Consider the following 16,282-nt stretch of genomic DNA (forward strand, 5'->3'; position numbering starts at 1 on the left):
AGAAAAGCCCGCGACGTGCGTTACGTCGCGGGATTTTTCTTGCATGGATCACGATTACTTGCGCCTGCCGAGCAACGGCGAATGCCCGATGACTTCCCTTGACCGCTCGGGCGGCTCCGGCGCCGAAAATCCCGCTGCTTCGATGGCTGGCTTGAGGCCCCTGAATTGCAGGCTTTTCTTTGGCGAGCGCAGCGATGTCATGCCGTCGTCCCACGCATGCAGCATCTGCTTGGCGACCGTGCGCCACTGCGGTTCGTTGCGCGCTGCTTCGATCAGCTCATGGCCGACGTCGACAGCCGAGTCGCACAGCGCCTCGACCATTTGCGCATATTGCCGTGGAGCGATGCCCATGCGCGTGTTGAAAAAGCGTTCGAGGGTTTTGCCGGCTGCCCAGGTCTTGCGGCCGTCGATGGCGAGGCCCGGCGGATTGGCGGCGAAGCGCGGATAAGCCTGGGTCGTCACGACATCGTAGACGGGCGTGAACGCGACATCGTCGACCGACGTATAGAACAGCGCGACGTTCTTGGTGTGGCAGTCCGCATTGCGCACGACGTAGTTGGTCAGCAGATGCCAGCCGAGCTGCTGGAGCTGCACCCGCATGGTGTCGCGATCGAGCAGATACGCTCTTGCCGCATTGAGCATTTTCTCGCTGGTCGAATTGTATTTTTCGTGCGGCGGCAAACCGAGCAGCCCGCACAGGTCTTCGACGCCGTACGCCGGTAGTCCATCTTCGTCGACATCGAAGCGCTCGACGACGAGCGCCCGGCCATCGTCCGACATTTGCGTGCGCGCAACGGGCGCCACCCCCAACCGCTCCAGCACCCGCATCGAATGGAATTCGTTGAAACCGAGAAAGGGCGTGTTGTCGTCCGAACCTTTGACGATGTGACGGCTCGTTCGAATCGTCGGCTTACCGAGCTGCAACGGTGTCGATGTGGCAGCCTGCACTTCGGGCGCGATGAACTTCGGCACGACCCCTGAAATAGCCGCTCGCGCGTATTCACGCACCAGTCGCGCGAAATGTTCGGCGGTGTTGTCGCCGTGCAGGATGTGCTGGACGTCGAGCGCCTCCAGTTCGGTGCCCGGCGCGACGCCTTCGGGCGTGACGGTGACCCGGCCGATCCCCATCGATCCCACCACGGCGAGCAGCGACAGATCGGTTCCGTCGAGCAAGGGCCCGAATTGCTCGCGGATCAGATTCAGCAGATAGCCCTCGGGCAGGTTCTGCCGGAAAAACGGATGCAGGTCGCGCGGCCAGTGCCAGGCCTCTTCGCGCACCGGCATCGTCAGACTGACGAAGTCGGCCGCGCTCGCATCGCGGTTGTATTTGAGGACATAGTCGTCGCGCTCGCGAAACAGCGTGGCGACGTTCCTGCCTCGTACCTGAACGTCGAGCTTCATGGCTGCGCGTCCGGACTGCGCTGTTCAGCGAGGATGTCTTCCAGCGTGCGGCCATGTCCATGCGCGACGAACTTGAGGTCGTAACCGGCGGCTTCGAGCAGGCGCACGAGCACGGACACGCTCATATCGTTCTTGGCGAGCGTCTCCATCCGCGCGACGGTCGTGCGGGCCACGCCCGCGCGGCGCGCAAGCTCTTCCTGCGATAGCTTGCTGTCGCGGCGTACGGCTTTCAGCATGTCCGAGACATCGGCGAGGTTGGTCATTTGTAGCCTCAGGGCGTCAAATTCAGCGCATCTGCCATTTATTGTAGCCCAAGAGACACAGCAACGTTGCATGTCTTTGTGCCTCTAGGGCTACATTTTACGTATCTTTGGCGTTTTTGTAGCCCAACGGCAACAAATTTTTCGATGTATCGATGCCACTGACTGCACCCGGCACCCCGTCCAAACGACAACGGGCTTGCCGCTGTCGCGACAAGCCCGCTTCACCCTCCAGCCTCCACCTCGGCACCGGATGATCCGTGATCCTGACAGACCTTCTTACTTCGCCGCGCCGCCTTCGAACCACGCGGCGATCTTCATCCGCTCGTCGTCGGTCATGTGCGTGACGTTGCCGAGCGGCATCGCCTTCAACGTGACCGCCTGCTGGTAAATGCGCTGCGCGTTCTGCGAGATCTCGTCGGGGGTATCCATCAGCACGCCGGCGGGCGCGCTGCCCATCATCGTCGGATGCGCGGAGTGGCAGGCCACGCAGCGCTGCTGCAGCACCGGCGCGATGTCGGCGACCTTCAGCATCGGCGCGTTGGCGGCCTGCGCCTGCGGCACCACCGGACGCGGCATGGTCCACACGAGCGCCGTGCACATCAGCGCGACGCCGACGAGCGGCAGGTACCACAACACCTGGCCGCGATGGCGCATCACGAAGAACTGACGGATCAGCGCGCCGGCCAGCATGATGACGACGAGCACCGCCCAGTTGTACGGATGCGTGTAGGTCATCGCGTAGTGGTTCGACAGCATCGCGAACACGACCGGCAGCGTGAAGTAGGTGTTGTGCACCGAGCGCTGCTTGCCGCGCTTGCCGTAGATCGGGTTCGGCGTGTCGCCCTTGAGCATCGCGTCGACCATCTTGCGCTGGCCCGGAATGATCACGAAGAACACGTTGGCCGACATGATCGTCGCGAGCATTGCGCCCATGATCAGATACGCCGCGCGGCCCGCGAAGATATGACACGCGAGATACGCCGCGATCAGCACATAAACGCCGACGCAGATGCCGAGCAGTTTGTCGCGCGTGCCGAGAATGCGGCACAGCGAGTCGTAGACGATCCAGCCGGCCGCGAGGAAACCGATCGCCGAGGCGACCGCGACCACCGGTCCCATGTCGAGCACGTTCTTGTCGATCAGGTAGGTGCTCGGCGAGAACAGATACAGCACGGTAAAGAGACCGAAGCCCGACAGCCACGTCGTGTACGACGGCCATTTGGACCAGTGCAGGTCTTCGGGCATTTCCGGCGGCGCGACCGTGTACTTCTGCATGTTGTAGAAGCCGCCGCCGTGCACGTGCCACAACTCGCCGAACACGCCGCGACGGCGCTGGTTCGGATCGGTCGGCGGTTTCAGACTGTTGTCGAGCGCGACGAAATAGAACGATTCGCCGATCCATGCGATGGCGGCGATGACGTGGAACCAGCGAATCGCGAGGTTCAACCAGTCGGTGATAAAGCCTTCCATGAAACTCCTCCACTTCTGATTCGTTGTGCGCGCGATGACGTTCGACGTCGCCGGTCATCGCGCCGACTGCGGATAGAAGACGCAGCGCGGCTTGTTATGGGTATCGCGGGGCGCTTATGCGTATTTGTGTCTGTTCGTGCCGAAGCGGATGCGGCTCGCATCCGGCAGGGCTAGCTGCCCCGATACGTGCTGTAGGAAAACGGCGACACCAGCAGCGGCACGTGATAGTGCGAGTTGGCATCGGCGACGCCGAAGCGCAGCACGACGCGATCGACGAAGCGCGGCTCCGGCAAGCTGGTGCCGAGCGACGCGAAGTAGTCGCCCGCGCCGAACACGAGTTCGTACTCGCCCGCGACGAGCGCGTCGCCTTCGAGCAGCGGCTCGTCGCAGCGGCCGTCGTGATTGGTCACCGTGGTTTTGAGTGCGCGGCGCGTGTCTCCGGCGAGCGCGAAGAGTTCGACCTTGATGCCTGCGCCGGGACGGCCGTTCGCGGTGTCGAGCACGTGGGTAGTGAGCTTGCCCATTCGCAATTGTCCTTGTGTGAATGCGAGGTGTCGGCGGCGGCCCGATCCAGTACGTTTGCGGCGGATCGAGGCTCCACGTCAGTGGCTACATACCCGTCGGCGAGTTGAAGCGAGCGCCGTGGCAGCCATTGTAAAAAGGATGCCCCGTTCAGCGCGCGAGCGATAGGAAAGATAATAGTTCGCGCATGATGGGCAGCCAGTCGAAAGCCGCGCCGGCTCATCGGCCGATCGTACCGGCGCCAAAAATGCACCACTATATTGGCGGTGTGAAGTTGGGTATCGCAGCCGCACGAGTTGCCAGCGGGATTTTGGCTACCGAAGGTAAGCGCTGTGCGACACACCCGTGCAAAGGCAGGAATTTGGCACGGCAAACCCCGAAGACAGCGATTCACGCCGGGTAACCGGGCCAACGGCGTTCAAGCGAACGCGGCGGCGCGGTGGCGTGCCGCCGCATCGCGTTCGAACGGCTTTGCATGCAGGCAATCAGGCGGACAGACGAATGACGATGAATGAAGCAGTGAAACAACCCGGCAAAACGATGCTCGTGAAGCACGCGGACGTGCTGGTCACGATGGATGGCGAGCGGCGGGAATTGCGCGACGCCGGGCTGTACATCCAGGAAAACCGGATCGTCGCGGTCGGACCAACCGCGCAACTGCCGCAAACGGCCGATCAGGTACTCGACCTGCGCGGCCATCTGGTGATCCCGGGCCTCGTCAATACGCATCACCACATGTACCAGAGCCTCACGCGCGCGATTCCCGCCGCGCAGAACGCCGAGCTGTTCGGCTGGCTGACGAATCTGTACAAGGTGTGGGCGAACCTCACGCCCGACATGATCGAAGTATCGACGCTGACCGCGATGGCCGAGCTGCTGCTGTCGGGCTGCACGACCTCGAGCGACCATCTGTATATCTATCCGAACGGCAGCCGCCTCGACGACAGCATCGCCGCGGCGCGCCGCATCGGCATGCGCTTTCATGCGGCGCGCGGCAGCATGAGCGTGGGGCGCAAAGACGGCGGCTTGCCGCCGGATTCGGTGGTCGAGCGCGAAGCGGACATCCTGAAGGACACGCAGCGCCTGATCGAGACGTATCACGACGACGGCCGCTACGCGATGCTGCGCGTCGTCGTGGCGCCGTGCTCGCCGTTTTCGGTGAGCCAGGACCTGATGCGCGAATCGGCGGTGCTTGCGCGCCAGTACGGCGTGTCGCTGCACACGCATCTGGCGGAGAACGTCAACGACGTCGAGTACAGCCGCGAGAAGTTCGGCATGACGCCGGCCGAGTACGCACACGATCTCGGCTGGATCGGCCGCGACGTATGGCATGCGCACTGCGTGCAACTCGACGACGCCGGGATCGCGCTGTTCGCGCGCACCGGCACCGGCGTCGCGCACTGTCCGTGCTCGAACATGCGGCTCGCGTCGGGCATCGCGCCGGTCAAGCGCATGCGGCTCGCGGGCGTGCCGGTTGGGCTCGGTGTCGACGGCTCGGCGTCGAACGACGGTGCGCAGATGGTCGCCGAAGTGCGCCAGGCGCTACTGCTGCAGCGCGTCGGTTTCGGGCCCGATGCGATGACCGCGCGCGAGGCGCTCGAAATCGCGACGGTGGGCGGCGCGCGCGTGCTCAATCGCGACGACATCGGCGCGCTCGCGCCCGGCATGGCCGCGGATTTCGTCGCGTTCGATCTGCGCTCGCCGCACTTTGCCGGCGCATTGCACGATCCGGTGGCGGCTCTGGTATTCTGCGCGCCGTCGCAGGTCAGCTATAGCGTGATCGACGGCAAGGTGGTGGTGAAGGAGGGGCGGTTGGCGACGCTCGAACTCGAGCCGGTGATCGAGCGGCATAACGCGCTCGCGCGGCAGCTCTATGAGGCGGCGGCTTGAGCTTGAGCTTGAGCGGAAGGGGCGGCGCTCACGCCCTGATGCGCGGGTGCCGCGAATCGTTGATATCCGAGCGGCGCCGCATGCGGGCTCAGGGCTTGTCGATCAAAGTCCGGGTCGCCTCGCCAACCAGACCGCGCAGCCAGCGCACTTCGTCGGAGTAGTGCACGCGCTCGTGCCACAGCTGGTAGTACTGCATCGGCGGAAAGTCGAGCGGCGCGGACACCACGGTCAGCGGCAGGAACTTCGCGTAGTAGTCGGCAAAGAGGCGCGTCGTCGTGAAGATCAGATCGGATTTGATCAGCACGTACGGCGCGAGATTGAAGTAGGGCAGCGTGACGACCACATGGCGCTTGAGCCGCTCGCGCGCGAGATGCACGTCGATCGCGCCGCGCTGGCCGACCGAGTACGGCGTCGGCGCGAGATGCGGCGCGTTCAGGTACTGGTCGAGTGTGAGCCCGCCACGTTTGGCGAACGGATGCGTGTTGCTCATCAGGCAGACGATCTGATCGACGAACAGGTTCGACAGATGCAGCTGCTCGGGCGGCTCCGGCCAGTTGCCGACCACGATGTCGAGCTTGCCGTCTTCGAGCGCGAGTTCGTAGTCGAACGCCGGGCCGAGCGAATGGAATTCGAGCGTCGCGTTCGGCGCAGCCTGGCGAAAACGTTCGACGACGGTCGGCACGAATAGCACATTGAGGTAGTCGGGACAGCCGATCCGGTAGCAGCGGATCGACGTGGCCGGATCGAAGTTGTGCTGCTGGAACTTGATGCGCTCGATTTCGCGCAGCGCGTTCTGCACCGGTTCGAGCAGGCGCAGGCCGTACTCGGTCGGCACCATGCCGGATTTGCCGCGCACCAGCAGCGGGTCGCCGGTGATGTCGCGCAGACGGCGCAGCGCCGCGCTGATCGCGGGTTGGGACTGGTTCAGTTTGACGGCGGCGCGCGTGACGCTGCGCTCCATCAGAAGCGTGTGCAACACGCGCAGCAGGTACGTGTCGATCGCCTCGCGTTGCTGGCTCATGGATTCTCCGAAATATATGTGCTGGCTGATCGAACGGACGTGGGGGTATATGCGTTTTAATATGGACGAAAAACGTCGTCAAGGGTGACATACCCGCAGAGCTTGTAGCGGCGCGGGTTTGCGGGAATTTTGGCAACTCGACTGAGTGGGGCGAATTAGGTATCGTCATTCGGTTGTGGTGACGGATCGCCCGTCGGCACGGTGGACGTTTTTCGACGTCAAGCCGGCGGTATTCAGGCAGCATGCGGCGTCTCGAACGCACTACGGAATCTCATGAGCGACACTCCACTTAGCGACGGCGCACAACTCACCAGCCAGGCGGTGCCCCGGCTCGCGCTGACAGGGATCACGAAGCAGTACCCGGCCGTGCGCGCCAACGACGATGTCACGCTCGTCGTTGCGCCCGGCGAGATCCACGCGGTGCTCGGCGAGAACGGCGCGGGCAAGAGCACGCTGATGAAGATCATCTACGGCGCGGTCCGGCCCGATGCCGGCGAGATCCGCTGGGAAGGCGAGACGGTCGACATCGCGAGCCCGGCGGCCGCGCGCAAGCTCGGCGTCGGCATGGTGTTCCAGCACTTCTCGCTGTTCGAGACGTTGACGGTTGGCGAAAACATCGCGCTCGCGCTCGACGAACCGTTCGATCTGAAGTCCCTTGCGAAACGCATTCGCGAGGTGTCGGCCGACTACGGGCTCGACATCGATCCGCAACGGCACGTGCACAGCCTCACCGTCGGCGAACGTCAGCGCGTCGAAATCGTGCGCTGCCTGCTGCAGAATCCGCGTCTGCTGATCATGGACGAACCGACCTCGGTGTTGACGCCGCAGGCGGTCCGCAAGCTGTTCACGACGCTGCGCCGGCTCGCGGCCGAAGGCTGCAGCATTCTCTACATCAGCCATAAGCTCGACGAAATCCAGGAGTTGTGCGACACCGCTACCGTAATGCGCGGCGGTCGCGTCACCGGCAATGTGACGCCGAAGAACGAGACGCATGCGTCGCTCGCGCAGTTGATGGTCGGCCACTCGCTGCCCGACTACACGCGGCGCGAGCACAAGCCGGGCGCGGTGCTGCTCGACGTCAGGCAGTTGTCGGTCGCGAGCGACGATCCGTTCGGTACCTCGTTGCGCGACGTGTCGTTCAGCGTGCATGCGGGCGAGATCTTCGGCATTGCCGGTGTGTCAGGCAACGGCCAGGCGGAACTGCTCGCGGCGTTGTCCGGAGAAAAGCGCGCTGAAAAACGCAGCCTGCCGGCCGACGCGATCACGATCTGCGGCAAGCCGGCCGCGCGCCTCGGCGCGGGCCGGCGGCGCGCGCTCGGCTTTGGCTTCGTGCCCGAGGAGCGGCTCGGCCGCGGCGCGGTGCCGGCGATGAGCCTGGCCGACAACGCGCTCCTTACCGCGCATCGGCAGAGCATGGTCAAGTCGGGCTGGATCCGGGCGGGCGCGATGCGCGCGTTCGCGAAGCGCTGCATCGACGCATTCGACGTGCGCTGCGGCGGCCCCGACGCGCTCGCGCAAAGCCTGTCGGGCGGCAATCTGCAGAAATACATCATGGGCCGCGAGATTTTGCAGGCGCCGAAGGTGCTGGTGGTCGCGCAGCCGACGTGGGGCGTCGATGTCGGCGCGTCTGCATTCATCCGTCAGCAGTTGCTCGATCTGTCGGCGCGCGGCGTCGCGATTCTGGTGATCTCGGAGGAACTGGAAGAGCTGTTCGATATCTGCGACCGCATCGCGGTGCTCGCGGGCGGGCGGCTTTCGCCGGTGCGCGCGACCGGCGCGACCAACGCCGAGGAAATCGGCCGCTGGATGGCCGGGCTGTTCGGCGACCGCGAGGGCGCGGCGCCCGCGGCGGACCAGCCGGCGCATGCATGACGCGAGGCGCGGTCTGCCGGCCACACCAAAAAGCTAAGCACGCACGCGAACGCGGACCCTGAAGAACAGAACCCGAACAATTTCACGCTACCCATGACGCTTCCTTATCGACTCGAAGCCCGCACCACGCCCTCGCGCACGATGCAACTCGCCGTGCCGCTGATCGCCGCAGTGCTGACGCTCGCGATCGGCTTCCTGATTTTCGGCCTCGTCGGCCGCGACCCGTTGCAGGCGATGCACGCGTTCTTCATCGAGCCGCTGTCGAGCATCAACGGCTGGTCGGAGCTATTGCTGAAGGCGTCGCCGTTGTGCCTGATCGGCCTTGGGCTCGCGATCGGTTATCGCGCGAACGTGTGGAACATCGGCGCCGAAGGGCAGATGCTGCTCGGCGGCATCGCGGCGAGCGGCGTCGCGATCTATTTCGATCAGGCGAGCGGCTGGTGGATCCTGCCGACGATGATGCTCGCGGGCATCCTTGGCGGCATGGCTTGGGCTGCGATTCCGGCGTTCCTGAAGAGCCGCTTCAACACCAACGAGATTCTCGTGAGCCTGATGCTCACGTACGTCGCGACCCAACTGCTGATCTACCTGGTGAGCGGCCCGTGGCGCGATCCGCAGGGCATGAACTTTCCGCTGTCGGAGATGTTCAGCGGCGACGCGCTGTTTCCGACGCTGTATGGCGACTGGCACTGGAAATTTCTGCGCGGCACGCGCCTGAACGCGTCCGTGTTCCTCACGCTGATCGCGATTCCGCTCGTCTGGCTGTTCATGCGCAAGAGCTTCGCGGGCTACCGGATGAACGTCGGCGGACTCGCGCCGCTCGCCGCGCGCTACGCGGGCTTCTCCGACAAGAAGACGATCTGGACCTCGCTGCTGATTAGCGGCGGCCTCGCGGGCCTCGCCGGCATGGGCGAGATCGCCGGTCCGATCGGCCAGTTGCAGGCGACGTGGTCGCCGGGCTACGGCTTCACCGCGATCATCGTCGTGTTCGTCGGCCGCTTGCATCCGCTCGGCATCGTGCTCGCCAGTCTGCTGATGGCGCTGCTGTATCTCGGCGGCGAAGCGGTGCAGACCTCGATGCAATTGCCGCAAGCGCTGTCGGGCGTGTTCCAGGGGTTGCTGCTGTTCTGCCTGCTGGGCGCCGACCTGTTCGTGAACTACCGCGTGCGGCGCCGCTCGGCCGTGGCAGTGAGTCATTGAGTTTGCCAATAAGCCTTTAGAACTCGATATGGATATCCAGCAAGCCAGCGCGCTCACGTCGAGCGCGATCACCGCGTCGATCCCGCTGATGTTCGCGGGCGCCGGCGAACTCGTCGCCGAAAAATCGGGCGTGCTCAACCTCGGCGTGGAAGGGATGATGCTGATGGGCGCCGTCAGCGGCTACGCGGTCACGTCGATCACCGGCAGCCCGTGGCTCGGCGTGCTCGCCGCGATCGGCGCCGGTCTCGCGATGTCGCTGCTGTTCGCGTTCCTCACGCTGACGATGCTCGCCAACCAGGTTGCGACCGGCCTGTCGCTGACGATCTTCGGCATCGGACTGTCCGCGTATGTCGGCAAGCCGTACACGTCGGCCGCGGTGCGCGCGACGATCGATACGTGGACGATTCCCGGCCTGTCGAAAATCCCGGTGCTCGGTCCCGCGCTGTTTACCCTCACGCCGCTCGATTACCTCGCGTTCCTGATGTTCGCGGCGATCGGCTGGTTCCTGTATCGCACGCGCGCGGGGCTCGTGCTGCGCTCGGTCGGCGAATCGCCGCAGGTCGCACACTCGGTCGGCTTTCCGGTGGTCGGTGTGCGCTATGGCGCGGTCGCGTTCGGCGGCGGCATGGCGGGGCTCGCGGGCGGCTACTATTCGATCGTCAATCTGCACCTGTGGCAGGAAAATTTGACGTCGGGCCGCGGCTGGATCGCGCTCGCGCTCGTGGTGTTCGCGACGTGGCGCCCGGGCCGTCTGCTGATCGGCTCGCTGCTGTTCGGCGCGGTGACGGGGCTGCAGTTCTACGCGCAGGCGATCGGCGTGCCGGTGCCGACGCAGTTCCTCGCGATGCTGCCCTACGTCGCGACGATCGTCGTACTGGCGCTGATCTCGCGCAATCCGAACACGATTCGCCTGAATGCGCCCGCGTCGCTCGGCAAGCCGTTTTTTTCGGCAGGCTGACGGCGCCACAGGTTTTTTGTCGATTCGCTCACTACTATTCGCTCATCACGACAGGGGAAAAACATGAAGAGAAGAAATCTGCTGACCGCTTTTGCGTGGGGCGCGGCGTCGCTCGCACTTGCAGCGCCGCTCGCGCAAACCGCGCAGGCCGCCGACGTGCCGGGCGTTGCGTTTGTCTATCTCGGCAATCCGGGCGATGCCGGCTGGACCTTCGCGCACGACCAGGGCTCGCGCGAAGCCGAAGCGAAGTTCGGTAACCGGATCAAGGTCACGCGCGTCGAGAACGTGCCGGAATCGGCCGACTCGGAGCGCGTGTTCCGCGATCTCGCCAACAAGGGCAACAAGATCATCTTCGGCACGAGCTTCGGCTTCCAGGACTTTCAGCTGAAGGTCGCGAAGGACTTCCCGGACACCATCTTCCTGCACGCGACCGGCTACAAGAAGGCGCCGAACTTCGGCACCTACGACGTGCGCATGTATCAGGGCGCGTATCTGGCCGGCGTCGCCGCGGGCTACGTGACGAAGAGCAACACGCTCGGCTTCGTCGCGTCGGTGCCGATTCCGGAAGTGGTGCGCAACATCAACGCGTTTACGCTGGGTGCGCGCTCGGTGAATCCGAAGGTGCATACGAAGGTGATCTGGATCAACAGCTGGTTCGATCCGGGCAAGGAAAAGCAGGCCGCCGAAACGTTGATCGGCCAGGGCGCGGACGTGCTGCTGCAGAACACCGATTCGAGCGCGACGCTCGCCACAGCTTCGGAGAAGCACGTGCACGCGTTCGGCTGGGATTCGGACATGAAGAAGTTCGGTCCTGATGCCCATCTCGGCTCCGTGGTCGCGCACTGGGGCGTGTACTACAGCGCGGTGATCCAGCAGGTGCTCGACGGCAAGTGGAAGAACGATCCGGTGTGGTGGGGTATTCCGCAAAAGGCCGTCAACCTCGAGAACCTGAACACGTCGGCGATTCCGGCCGATGGGCAGAAGCAGGTCGCCGCCAGGCGCGAAGAACTCGCGAGCGGCAAGCGCGACGTGTTCACGGGCCCGATCATGGATCAGTCGGGCACGGTGAAGGTGCCGGAAGGCAAGACCTTGACCGATCCGGAGTTGCAGCGCCTGAACTGGTACGTCGAGGGTGTCGACGGGTCGCTGCCGAAGTAAATCGGGCGGTCCGCTGTTGAAAAAAGCTGCGTCCAGCGTGGGCTGGACGCAGCTTTTCTGTTTGCGGCCTGCGCGTGGCAGCGCGCAAGCGTGCGTGTCGTGCGGTCGCCGCTCAGTCCTCGATGCGCAGGCCGACCTTCAGCGTCACCTGCCAATACGCGACCTTGCCGTTCTCGATCTGGCCACGCGTTTCCGTGACCTCGAACCAGTGCAGATTGCGCAGCGTTTCCGACGCTTTGGCAATCGCGGTGGTGATCGCGTCGTCGATCGATTTCTTCGACGAACCGGTCAGTTCGATCTTCTTGTAAACGTGTTCTGACATGAATTCCTCCTTGGTGTGCGCCGCTGGTCGATAAAACGCTGCTCGGAAACGCGCTTGGAAAAAGTATAGGCAACGGTTCGCGCAGTCCGTCGGACATATGCGTGCTCGCGAGCGTCATCGCCTGCGCGGCGGATCGAACGTCGCGCCCGCACCATCGATGCCGCAGGTCGCGTGCCCGCTGCTGCGCGACTTCGGCGCATGGCATGGTCGTTATCATGTGAACGCAACATAATCCATTCAATCTGATAGCCGACGAGGTTCGAACGTGGAAATTGGTTTTTGCGGCCCCGGTCTGATGGGTGCGCCGATGATCCGGCACCTGCTGCGCGCGGGTCATACCGTGCATGTGTGGAATCGCACGCGAGCGAAGGCCGAGGCATTGCAGGCCGAGGGCGCGCACGTCGTCGATATGCCGCGTGAGCTGGCCGCGCGCTGCGACGCGGTGCTGCTGTGCGTCGCGGACGCGGCGGCGGTCGAACAGACCGTGTTCGGCGCGGCGGGGCTGCTCGATGGCGATCCTTCGACCCCGCGCCGTGTGCGCTGGATCGTCGATCATTCGAGCATTCCGCCTGCCGCGACGCGCGCAATGGCGCGACGGGTGGCGGATTTCGCCGGGCAGGGCGGCGCGGCGGGCACCGGAGCTTCCCGGGATGGCGCGTCGATCGGCTGGATCGACGCGCCGGTGTCGGGCGGAGTGGCCGGCGCCACGGCGGGCACGCTCGCGATCATGGCAGGCGGTGAGGCGAGCGATCTCGCCGCGGTGCGCCCCTTGCTCGACACCTATGCCGCCCGCGTCACGCACATGGGCGCGGTCGGCGCCGGGCAAACCGCGAAGCTGTGCAATCAGGCGATCGTCACCGCGACCGTTGCCGCGATCGCCGAGGCGGTGAGCCTCGCGCAGCGCAGCGGCATCGACGCCGCGAAGCTGCCCGAGGCGCTCGCCGGCGGCTGGGCCGATTCGGTGCTGCTGCGGACCTTCGTGCCGCGGATGACGCAAAGCGATCTCGCGCCGATCGGCGCGTTGCGCACGTTCCAGAAGGACGTCGATACGGTCGCGGCGACCGCCTACGAGACCGGCACGCCGATGCCGGTCGCGTCGACGGTCCAGCAATTGCTGCGACTCGGTGCCGCGATGGGGCTCGCCGATGCGGATTTTTCGGCCTTCATCGACATTCTGCAGACGCCGCGCGACGGCTCGAACGGGTAACGCGAGCCGGGGCGGGCGAACTGTCGGGTTGAAATCTCTAAACCTGCTAAAATATTGGGTTTTTCGCCGATATCACATTCAAAGGGACGCGCCGTGCTGTCTACTGCCAATATCACCATGCAATTCGGGCCGAAGCCCCTCTTCGAGAACATTTCGGTCAAATTCGGGGAAGGGAACCGCTATGGCCTGATCGGTGCGAACGGCTGCGGTAAATCCACCTTCATGAAGATTCTCGGTTCGGATCTCGAGCCGAGCTCGGGCAACGTGATGCTCGAGCCGAACGTGCGCCTCGGTAAGCTGCGTCAGGACCAGTTCGCATACGAAGACGTGCGCGTGCTCGACGTCGTAATGATGGGCCACACAGAAATGTGGGCCGCGATGACCGAGCGCGACGCGATCTACGCGAACCCCGACGCGACCGACGACGACTACATGCACGCGGCCGAACTCGAAGCGAAGTTCGCCGAGTACGACGGCTACACGGCCGAAGCGCGCGCGGGCGAACTGCTGCTCGGCATCGGCATCGCGATCGAAGACCACAACGGCCCGATGAGCAACGTCGCACCGGGCTGGAAGCTGCGCGTGCTGCTCGCGCAGGCGCTGTTCTCGAAGCCGGACGTGCTGCTGCTCGATGAGCCGACCAACAACCTCGACATCAACTCGATCCGTTGGCTGGAAGATGTTCTCAACCAGTACAACTCGACGATGATCATCATCTCGCACGACCGGCACTTCCTGAACCAGGTCTGCACGCACATGGCCGACATGGACTACGGCACGCTGAAGGTCTATCCGGGCAACTACGACGACTACATGCTTGCCAGCACGCAGGCGCGCGAGCGTCAGCAAGCCGCCAACGCCAAGGCGAAGGAGCGCGTGGCCGATCTGCAGGACTTCGTGCGCCGCTTCTCGGCGAACAAGTCGAAGGCGCGCCAGGCGACCAGCCGTCTGAAGATGATCGACAAGATCAAGATCGAGGAATTCAAGCCGTCGTCGCGGCAGAACCCGTTCATCCGCTTCGAGTTCGAGAAGAAGCTGCACAACATCGCGGTGGTCGCCGAGAACATTTCGAAGAAGTACGAGCGCTCGATCTTCAATAACTTCAGCATCAGCGTGCAGCCGGGCGAGCGTATCGCGATCATCGGCGAGAACGGCGCGGGTAAGACCACGCTGCTGCGCTCGCTGCTCGGCAATCTGCAGCTCGATCACGGCACCGTGAAGTGGGCGGAAAACGCGAACGTCGGCTACATGCCGCAGGATACCTACGAAGAGTTTCCGAACGACGTCACGCTGATGGACTGGATCGACCAGTACCGCAAGGAAGGCGACGACGAGCAGATGGTGCGCGGCACGCTCGGCCGCCTGCTGTTCAATGCGGACGACATCCGCAAGTCGGTCAAGGTGCTGTCCGGTGGCGAGAAGGGCCGCATGATCTGGGGCAAGCTGATGCTCGGCCGCCATAACGTGCTGCTGATGGACGAGCCGACCAACCACATGGACATGGAGTCGATCGAGTCGCTGCAGATCGCGCTGGACAAGTTTGAAGGCACGCTGATTTTCGTGTCGCACGACCGGGAATTCGTCAGCGGGTTGGCGAACCGGATCATCGAAGTGCGCACGGACGGCACCCTGAACGACTTCGGCGGCAACTACGAGGACTTCCTGACGAGTCAGGGCGTTCAATAAGCGCTGGGTCGCTGGTTTTCAGCGATCCCCCAAAGGCCCATGCCGGCAGTTTGCCGGCATGGGCCTTTTTGTTTTGCTGGCTAACCGGTGCCTCAGGCGCTGGACTCATGCCCGCTCTGCGCGAGCCGTCGAATGACTTCATCCAGCTTACCCATGATGCGATTCTTCGCTTGAGACGCGCTATTTGCAGGCTTTGCCGCTCTAGCTGTAGGGTGCCTGACGAGCTCGTGCAGGGGCTGCATCGGATGGCTGAGCAGCGCACTTTCCGCTTCCCGCCCAAGCGCGACGAACCGCACGTTTCGAGGGAACAGGCTGATGAAGTCGGTCAGAATCTGGGCTGTCGCATGTAGCTCTGGATTCGTTGGGCGGCGGTTGCTCTCGGTGTCTTCGTCAACGAACGGATGAAACGGGAATGCATTCCATAGCGCAAACTCGGTTGGGCCGAAGCCATTGGAAAGCATCGTCTGCCAGACGATCGAGGCGGTTCTCTCATAGACACCGTATTCGCGGTCCGTCATTCGAGGCAACGCATCGCGGCAACTGGTGCGGGTTGCCGAACCCGGCAAATAGTCCGGCCGCGGGCCGCGGTCTGTTCTCGTGGCGACGCCGTTGAGCTTCGTATCGTTGCCAAGCAGAATCCGCTCGGAGGTCATCGCGATGCCGGTAAAGCGCCCGCCGCGGCAGCTCAGCGCTTCAGCGATCAGGATCACCTTGACGCTCGTCCGGCGGGCCTGCAGGTAGGCGGCGAGCTGTTGCTGGCGAACCAGTGGCGCGTTGATGCCCGGCTGGTCGCGTTCATCGGTCTCGGACCATGGATTGAACACGTGGGCCATTCGGCGCCATTGCGCGAGGCACTGAACGAAGTCCCGGGTGGTGGTCACGGAGCCGAAGTTTTCCGAAGCGTTCTCGGGTTTGAATGCATTCGTATCCGCAGCGATTAGAGGAAAACGCAAACCAATAAAAAATGCCGGGACATCCCGGCATTCTTCATGGTTGCAAGCAACCTCGAACTGCGATGCGTGCAGACGACCGGCTCACACCTTGTCGTTCTGAAAGCGCATCGCCGTGCCTTCCCGTTCGATCCGGGTCCAGATCGCGCGTTTTTCCTCGTCGCTGAGGAACACCCAGTTCGACACTTCGGCCGCAGTGCGGCCGCAGCCTTTGCAGACCTCGTCGAAGAGCGTGGAGCAGACGCCGATGCATGGGCTGTCGGGAAGATCGTGGAGATTCGAAGTCATCGGAAACCTTGGGGCGGGGGGCAAAGTCCCGCTATGTTAACCGATGCGCGGCGCGTGCCTTGCACGCGGCGCTC

At 64.0% G+C, this 16,282-nt stretch carries 15 protein-coding genes; 7 read left to right on the top strand and 8 right to left on the bottom strand.

Annotation, left to right across the window (positions count from 1 at the left end):
* Nucleotides 1–54 precede the first annotated feature (54 nt).
* The 4 genes from QFZ94_RS20100 to uraH all read right to left on the bottom strand — a co-directional run bounded on the left by QFZ94_RS20100 (nucleotide 55) and on the right by uraH (nucleotide 3,658).
* Nucleotides 55–1,401: a type II toxin-antitoxin system HipA family toxin gene (locus QFZ94_RS20100; protein WP_429459032.1), complete on the bottom strand. Its 1,347-nt coding sequence runs from the start codon at nucleotides 1,399–1,401 to the stop codon at nucleotides 55–57.
* Entirely contained in the window at nucleotides 1,398–1,664 is a 267-nt protein-coding gene (locus QFZ94_RS20105; RefSeq protein ID WP_008920757.1) for a helix-turn-helix domain-containing protein, read from the bottom strand. Before QFZ94_RS20105 ends, QFZ94_RS20100 begins: the two co-directional genes overlap by 4 nt.
* Nucleotides 1,665–1,940: 276 nt before the next feature.
* Nucleotides 1,941–3,134 carry a urate hydroxylase PuuD gene (locus QFZ94_RS20110; RefSeq protein WP_429459034.1) on the bottom strand — a complete coding sequence of 398 codons (1,194 nt, stop codon included), beginning with the start codon at nucleotides 3,132–3,134 and terminating at the stop codon, nucleotides 1,941–1,943.
* 170 nt (nucleotides 3,135–3,304) lie between these two features.
* Nucleotides 3,305–3,658, bottom strand: coding sequence for a hydroxyisourate hydrolase (uraH, locus tag QFZ94_RS20115; protein ID WP_368587101.1), 354 nt, complete (start codon nucleotides 3,656–3,658; stop codon nucleotides 3,305–3,307).
* Nucleotides 3,659–4,196: 538 nt separating this feature from the next.
* Between uraH and QFZ94_RS20120 the strand changes: the two genes are divergently transcribed.
* Nucleotides 4,197–5,546, top strand: coding sequence for an 8-oxoguanine deaminase (locus QFZ94_RS20120; protein WP_429461864.1), 1,350 nt, complete (start codon nucleotides 4,197–4,199; stop codon nucleotides 5,544–5,546).
* A gap of 88 nt (nucleotides 5,547–5,634) precedes the next feature.
* On the opposite strand, the gene QFZ94_RS20125 is transcribed toward QFZ94_RS20120, so the two are convergent.
* Nucleotides 5,635–6,567, bottom strand: coding sequence for a LysR substrate-binding domain-containing protein (locus QFZ94_RS20125; protein WP_368587099.1), 933 nt, complete (start codon nucleotides 6,565–6,567; stop codon nucleotides 5,635–5,637).
* A 273-nt stretch (nucleotides 6,568–6,840) separates the two neighbouring features.
* Between QFZ94_RS20125 and QFZ94_RS20130 the strand changes: the two genes are divergently transcribed.
* From QFZ94_RS20130 to QFZ94_RS20145, 4 genes are all read left to right on the top strand, one after another.
* The gene (locus tag QFZ94_RS20130) at nucleotides 6,841–8,439 is read left to right on the top strand and encodes an ABC transporter ATP-binding protein (protein ID WP_368587098.1); all 1,599 of its coding nucleotides are present in this window, start codon (nucleotides 6,841–6,843) and stop codon (nucleotides 8,437–8,439) included.
* A 93-nt stretch (nucleotides 8,440–8,532) separates the two neighbouring features.
* Nucleotides 8,533–9,639 (top strand): ABC transporter permease, encoded by a 1,107-nt coding sequence (locus tag QFZ94_RS20135; RefSeq protein WP_410847975.1) that lies wholly within the window; start codon nucleotides 8,533–8,535, stop codon nucleotides 9,637–9,639.
* A gap of 28 nt (nucleotides 9,640–9,667) precedes the next feature.
* Nucleotides 9,668–10,597: an ABC transporter permease gene (locus tag QFZ94_RS20140; RefSeq protein ID WP_176108325.1), complete on the top strand. Its 930-nt coding sequence runs from the start codon at nucleotides 9,668–9,670 to the stop codon at nucleotides 10,595–10,597.
* Nucleotides 10,598–10,660: 63 nt separating this feature from the next.
* Complete coding sequence (locus tag QFZ94_RS20145; RefSeq protein WP_429459038.1) at nucleotides 10,661–11,755, top strand: BMP family ABC transporter substrate-binding protein; 1,095 nt, start codon at nucleotides 10,661–10,663, stop codon at nucleotides 11,753–11,755.
* A gap of 112 nt (nucleotides 11,756–11,867) precedes the next feature.
* Here QFZ94_RS20145 and QFZ94_RS20150 read toward each other — a convergent pair whose 3' ends face one another.
* The gene (locus QFZ94_RS20150; protein ID WP_018435559.1) at nucleotides 11,868–12,077 is read right to left on the bottom strand and encodes a dodecin; all 210 of its coding nucleotides are present in this window, start codon (nucleotides 12,075–12,077) and stop codon (nucleotides 11,868–11,870) included.
* Nucleotides 12,078–12,342: 265 nt separating this feature from the next.
* Between QFZ94_RS20150 and QFZ94_RS20155 the strand changes: the two genes are divergently transcribed.
* A complete protein-coding gene (locus QFZ94_RS20155) occupies nucleotides 12,343–13,284 on the top strand; it encodes an NAD(P)-dependent oxidoreductase (protein WP_429459040.1) in 942 nt (313 codons plus the stop codon).
* 93 nt (nucleotides 13,285–13,377) lie between these two features.
* Nucleotides 13,378–14,970 (top strand): ABC-F family ATPase, encoded by a 1,593-nt coding sequence (locus QFZ94_RS20160; RefSeq protein WP_368587093.1) that lies wholly within the window; start codon nucleotides 13,378–13,380, stop codon nucleotides 14,968–14,970.
* Between the two features lie 92 nt (nucleotides 14,971–15,062).
* On the opposite strand, the gene QFZ94_RS20165 is transcribed toward QFZ94_RS20160, so the two are convergent.
* On the bottom strand, nucleotides 15,063–15,851 hold the full coding sequence (locus QFZ94_RS20165) for a uracil-DNA glycosylase (RefSeq protein WP_429459042.1): 789 nt from the start codon (nucleotides 15,849–15,851) through the stop codon (nucleotides 15,063–15,065).
* A gap of 153 nt (nucleotides 15,852–16,004) precedes the next feature.
* Nucleotides 16,005–16,208, bottom strand: coding sequence for a DUF1289 domain-containing protein (locus tag QFZ94_RS20170; protein WP_013089654.1), 204 nt, complete (start codon nucleotides 16,206–16,208; stop codon nucleotides 16,005–16,007).
* Between the last annotated feature and the right edge of the window lie 74 nt (nucleotides 16,209–16,282).

The sequence above is a fragment of the Paraburkholderia sp. JPY465 genome (assembly GCF_050436725.1).
GTDB lineage: Bacteria > Pseudomonadota > Gammaproteobacteria > Burkholderiales > Burkholderiaceae > Paraburkholderia > Paraburkholderia youngii.

Excerpts from the sequence above, each read along its gene's own strand:
- QFZ94_RS20130 (WP_368587098.1), top strand. The coding sequence starts at position 6,841 with ATGAGCGACACTCCACTTAGCGACGGCGCACAACTCACCAGCCAGGCG.
- uraH (WP_368587101.1), bottom strand. The coding sequence starts at position 3,658 with ATGGGCAAGCTCACTACCCACGTGCTCGACACCGCGAACGGCCGTCCC.
- QFZ94_RS20110 (WP_429459034.1), bottom strand. The coding sequence starts at position 3,134 with ATGGAAGGCTTTATCACCGACTGGTTGAACCTCGCGATTCGCTGGTTC.
- QFZ94_RS20100 (WP_429459032.1), bottom strand. The coding sequence starts at position 1,401 with ATGAAGCTCGACGTTCAGGTACGAGGCAGGAACGTCGCCACGCTGTTT.
- QFZ94_RS20140 (WP_176108325.1), top strand. The coding sequence starts at position 9,668 with ATGGATATCCAGCAAGCCAGCGCGCTCACGTCGAGCGCGATCACCGCG.
- QFZ94_RS20125 (WP_368587099.1), bottom strand. The coding sequence starts at position 6,567 with ATGAGCCAGCAACGCGAGGCGATCGACACGTACCTGCTGCGCGTGTTG.
- QFZ94_RS20145 (WP_429459038.1), top strand. The coding sequence starts at position 10,661 with ATGAAGAGAAGAAATCTGCTGACCGCTTTTGCGTGGGGCGCGGCGTCG.
- QFZ94_RS20170 (WP_013089654.1), bottom strand. The coding sequence starts at position 16,208 with ATGACTTCGAATCTCCACGATCTTCCCGACAGCCCATGCATCGGCGTC.
- QFZ94_RS20105 (WP_008920757.1), bottom strand. The coding sequence starts at position 1,664 with ATGACCAACCTCGCCGATGTCTCGGACATGCTGAAAGCCGTACGCCGC.
- QFZ94_RS20135 (WP_410847975.1), top strand. The coding sequence starts at position 8,533 with ATGACGCTTCCTTATCGACTCGAAGCCCGCACCACGCCCTCGCGCACG.
- QFZ94_RS20150 (WP_018435559.1), bottom strand. The coding sequence starts at position 12,077 with ATGTCAGAACACGTTTACAAGAAGATCGAACTGACCGGTTCGTCGAAG.
- QFZ94_RS20120 (WP_429461864.1), top strand. The coding sequence starts at position 4,197 with ATGCTCGTGAAGCACGCGGACGTGCTGGTCACGATGGATGGCGAGCGG.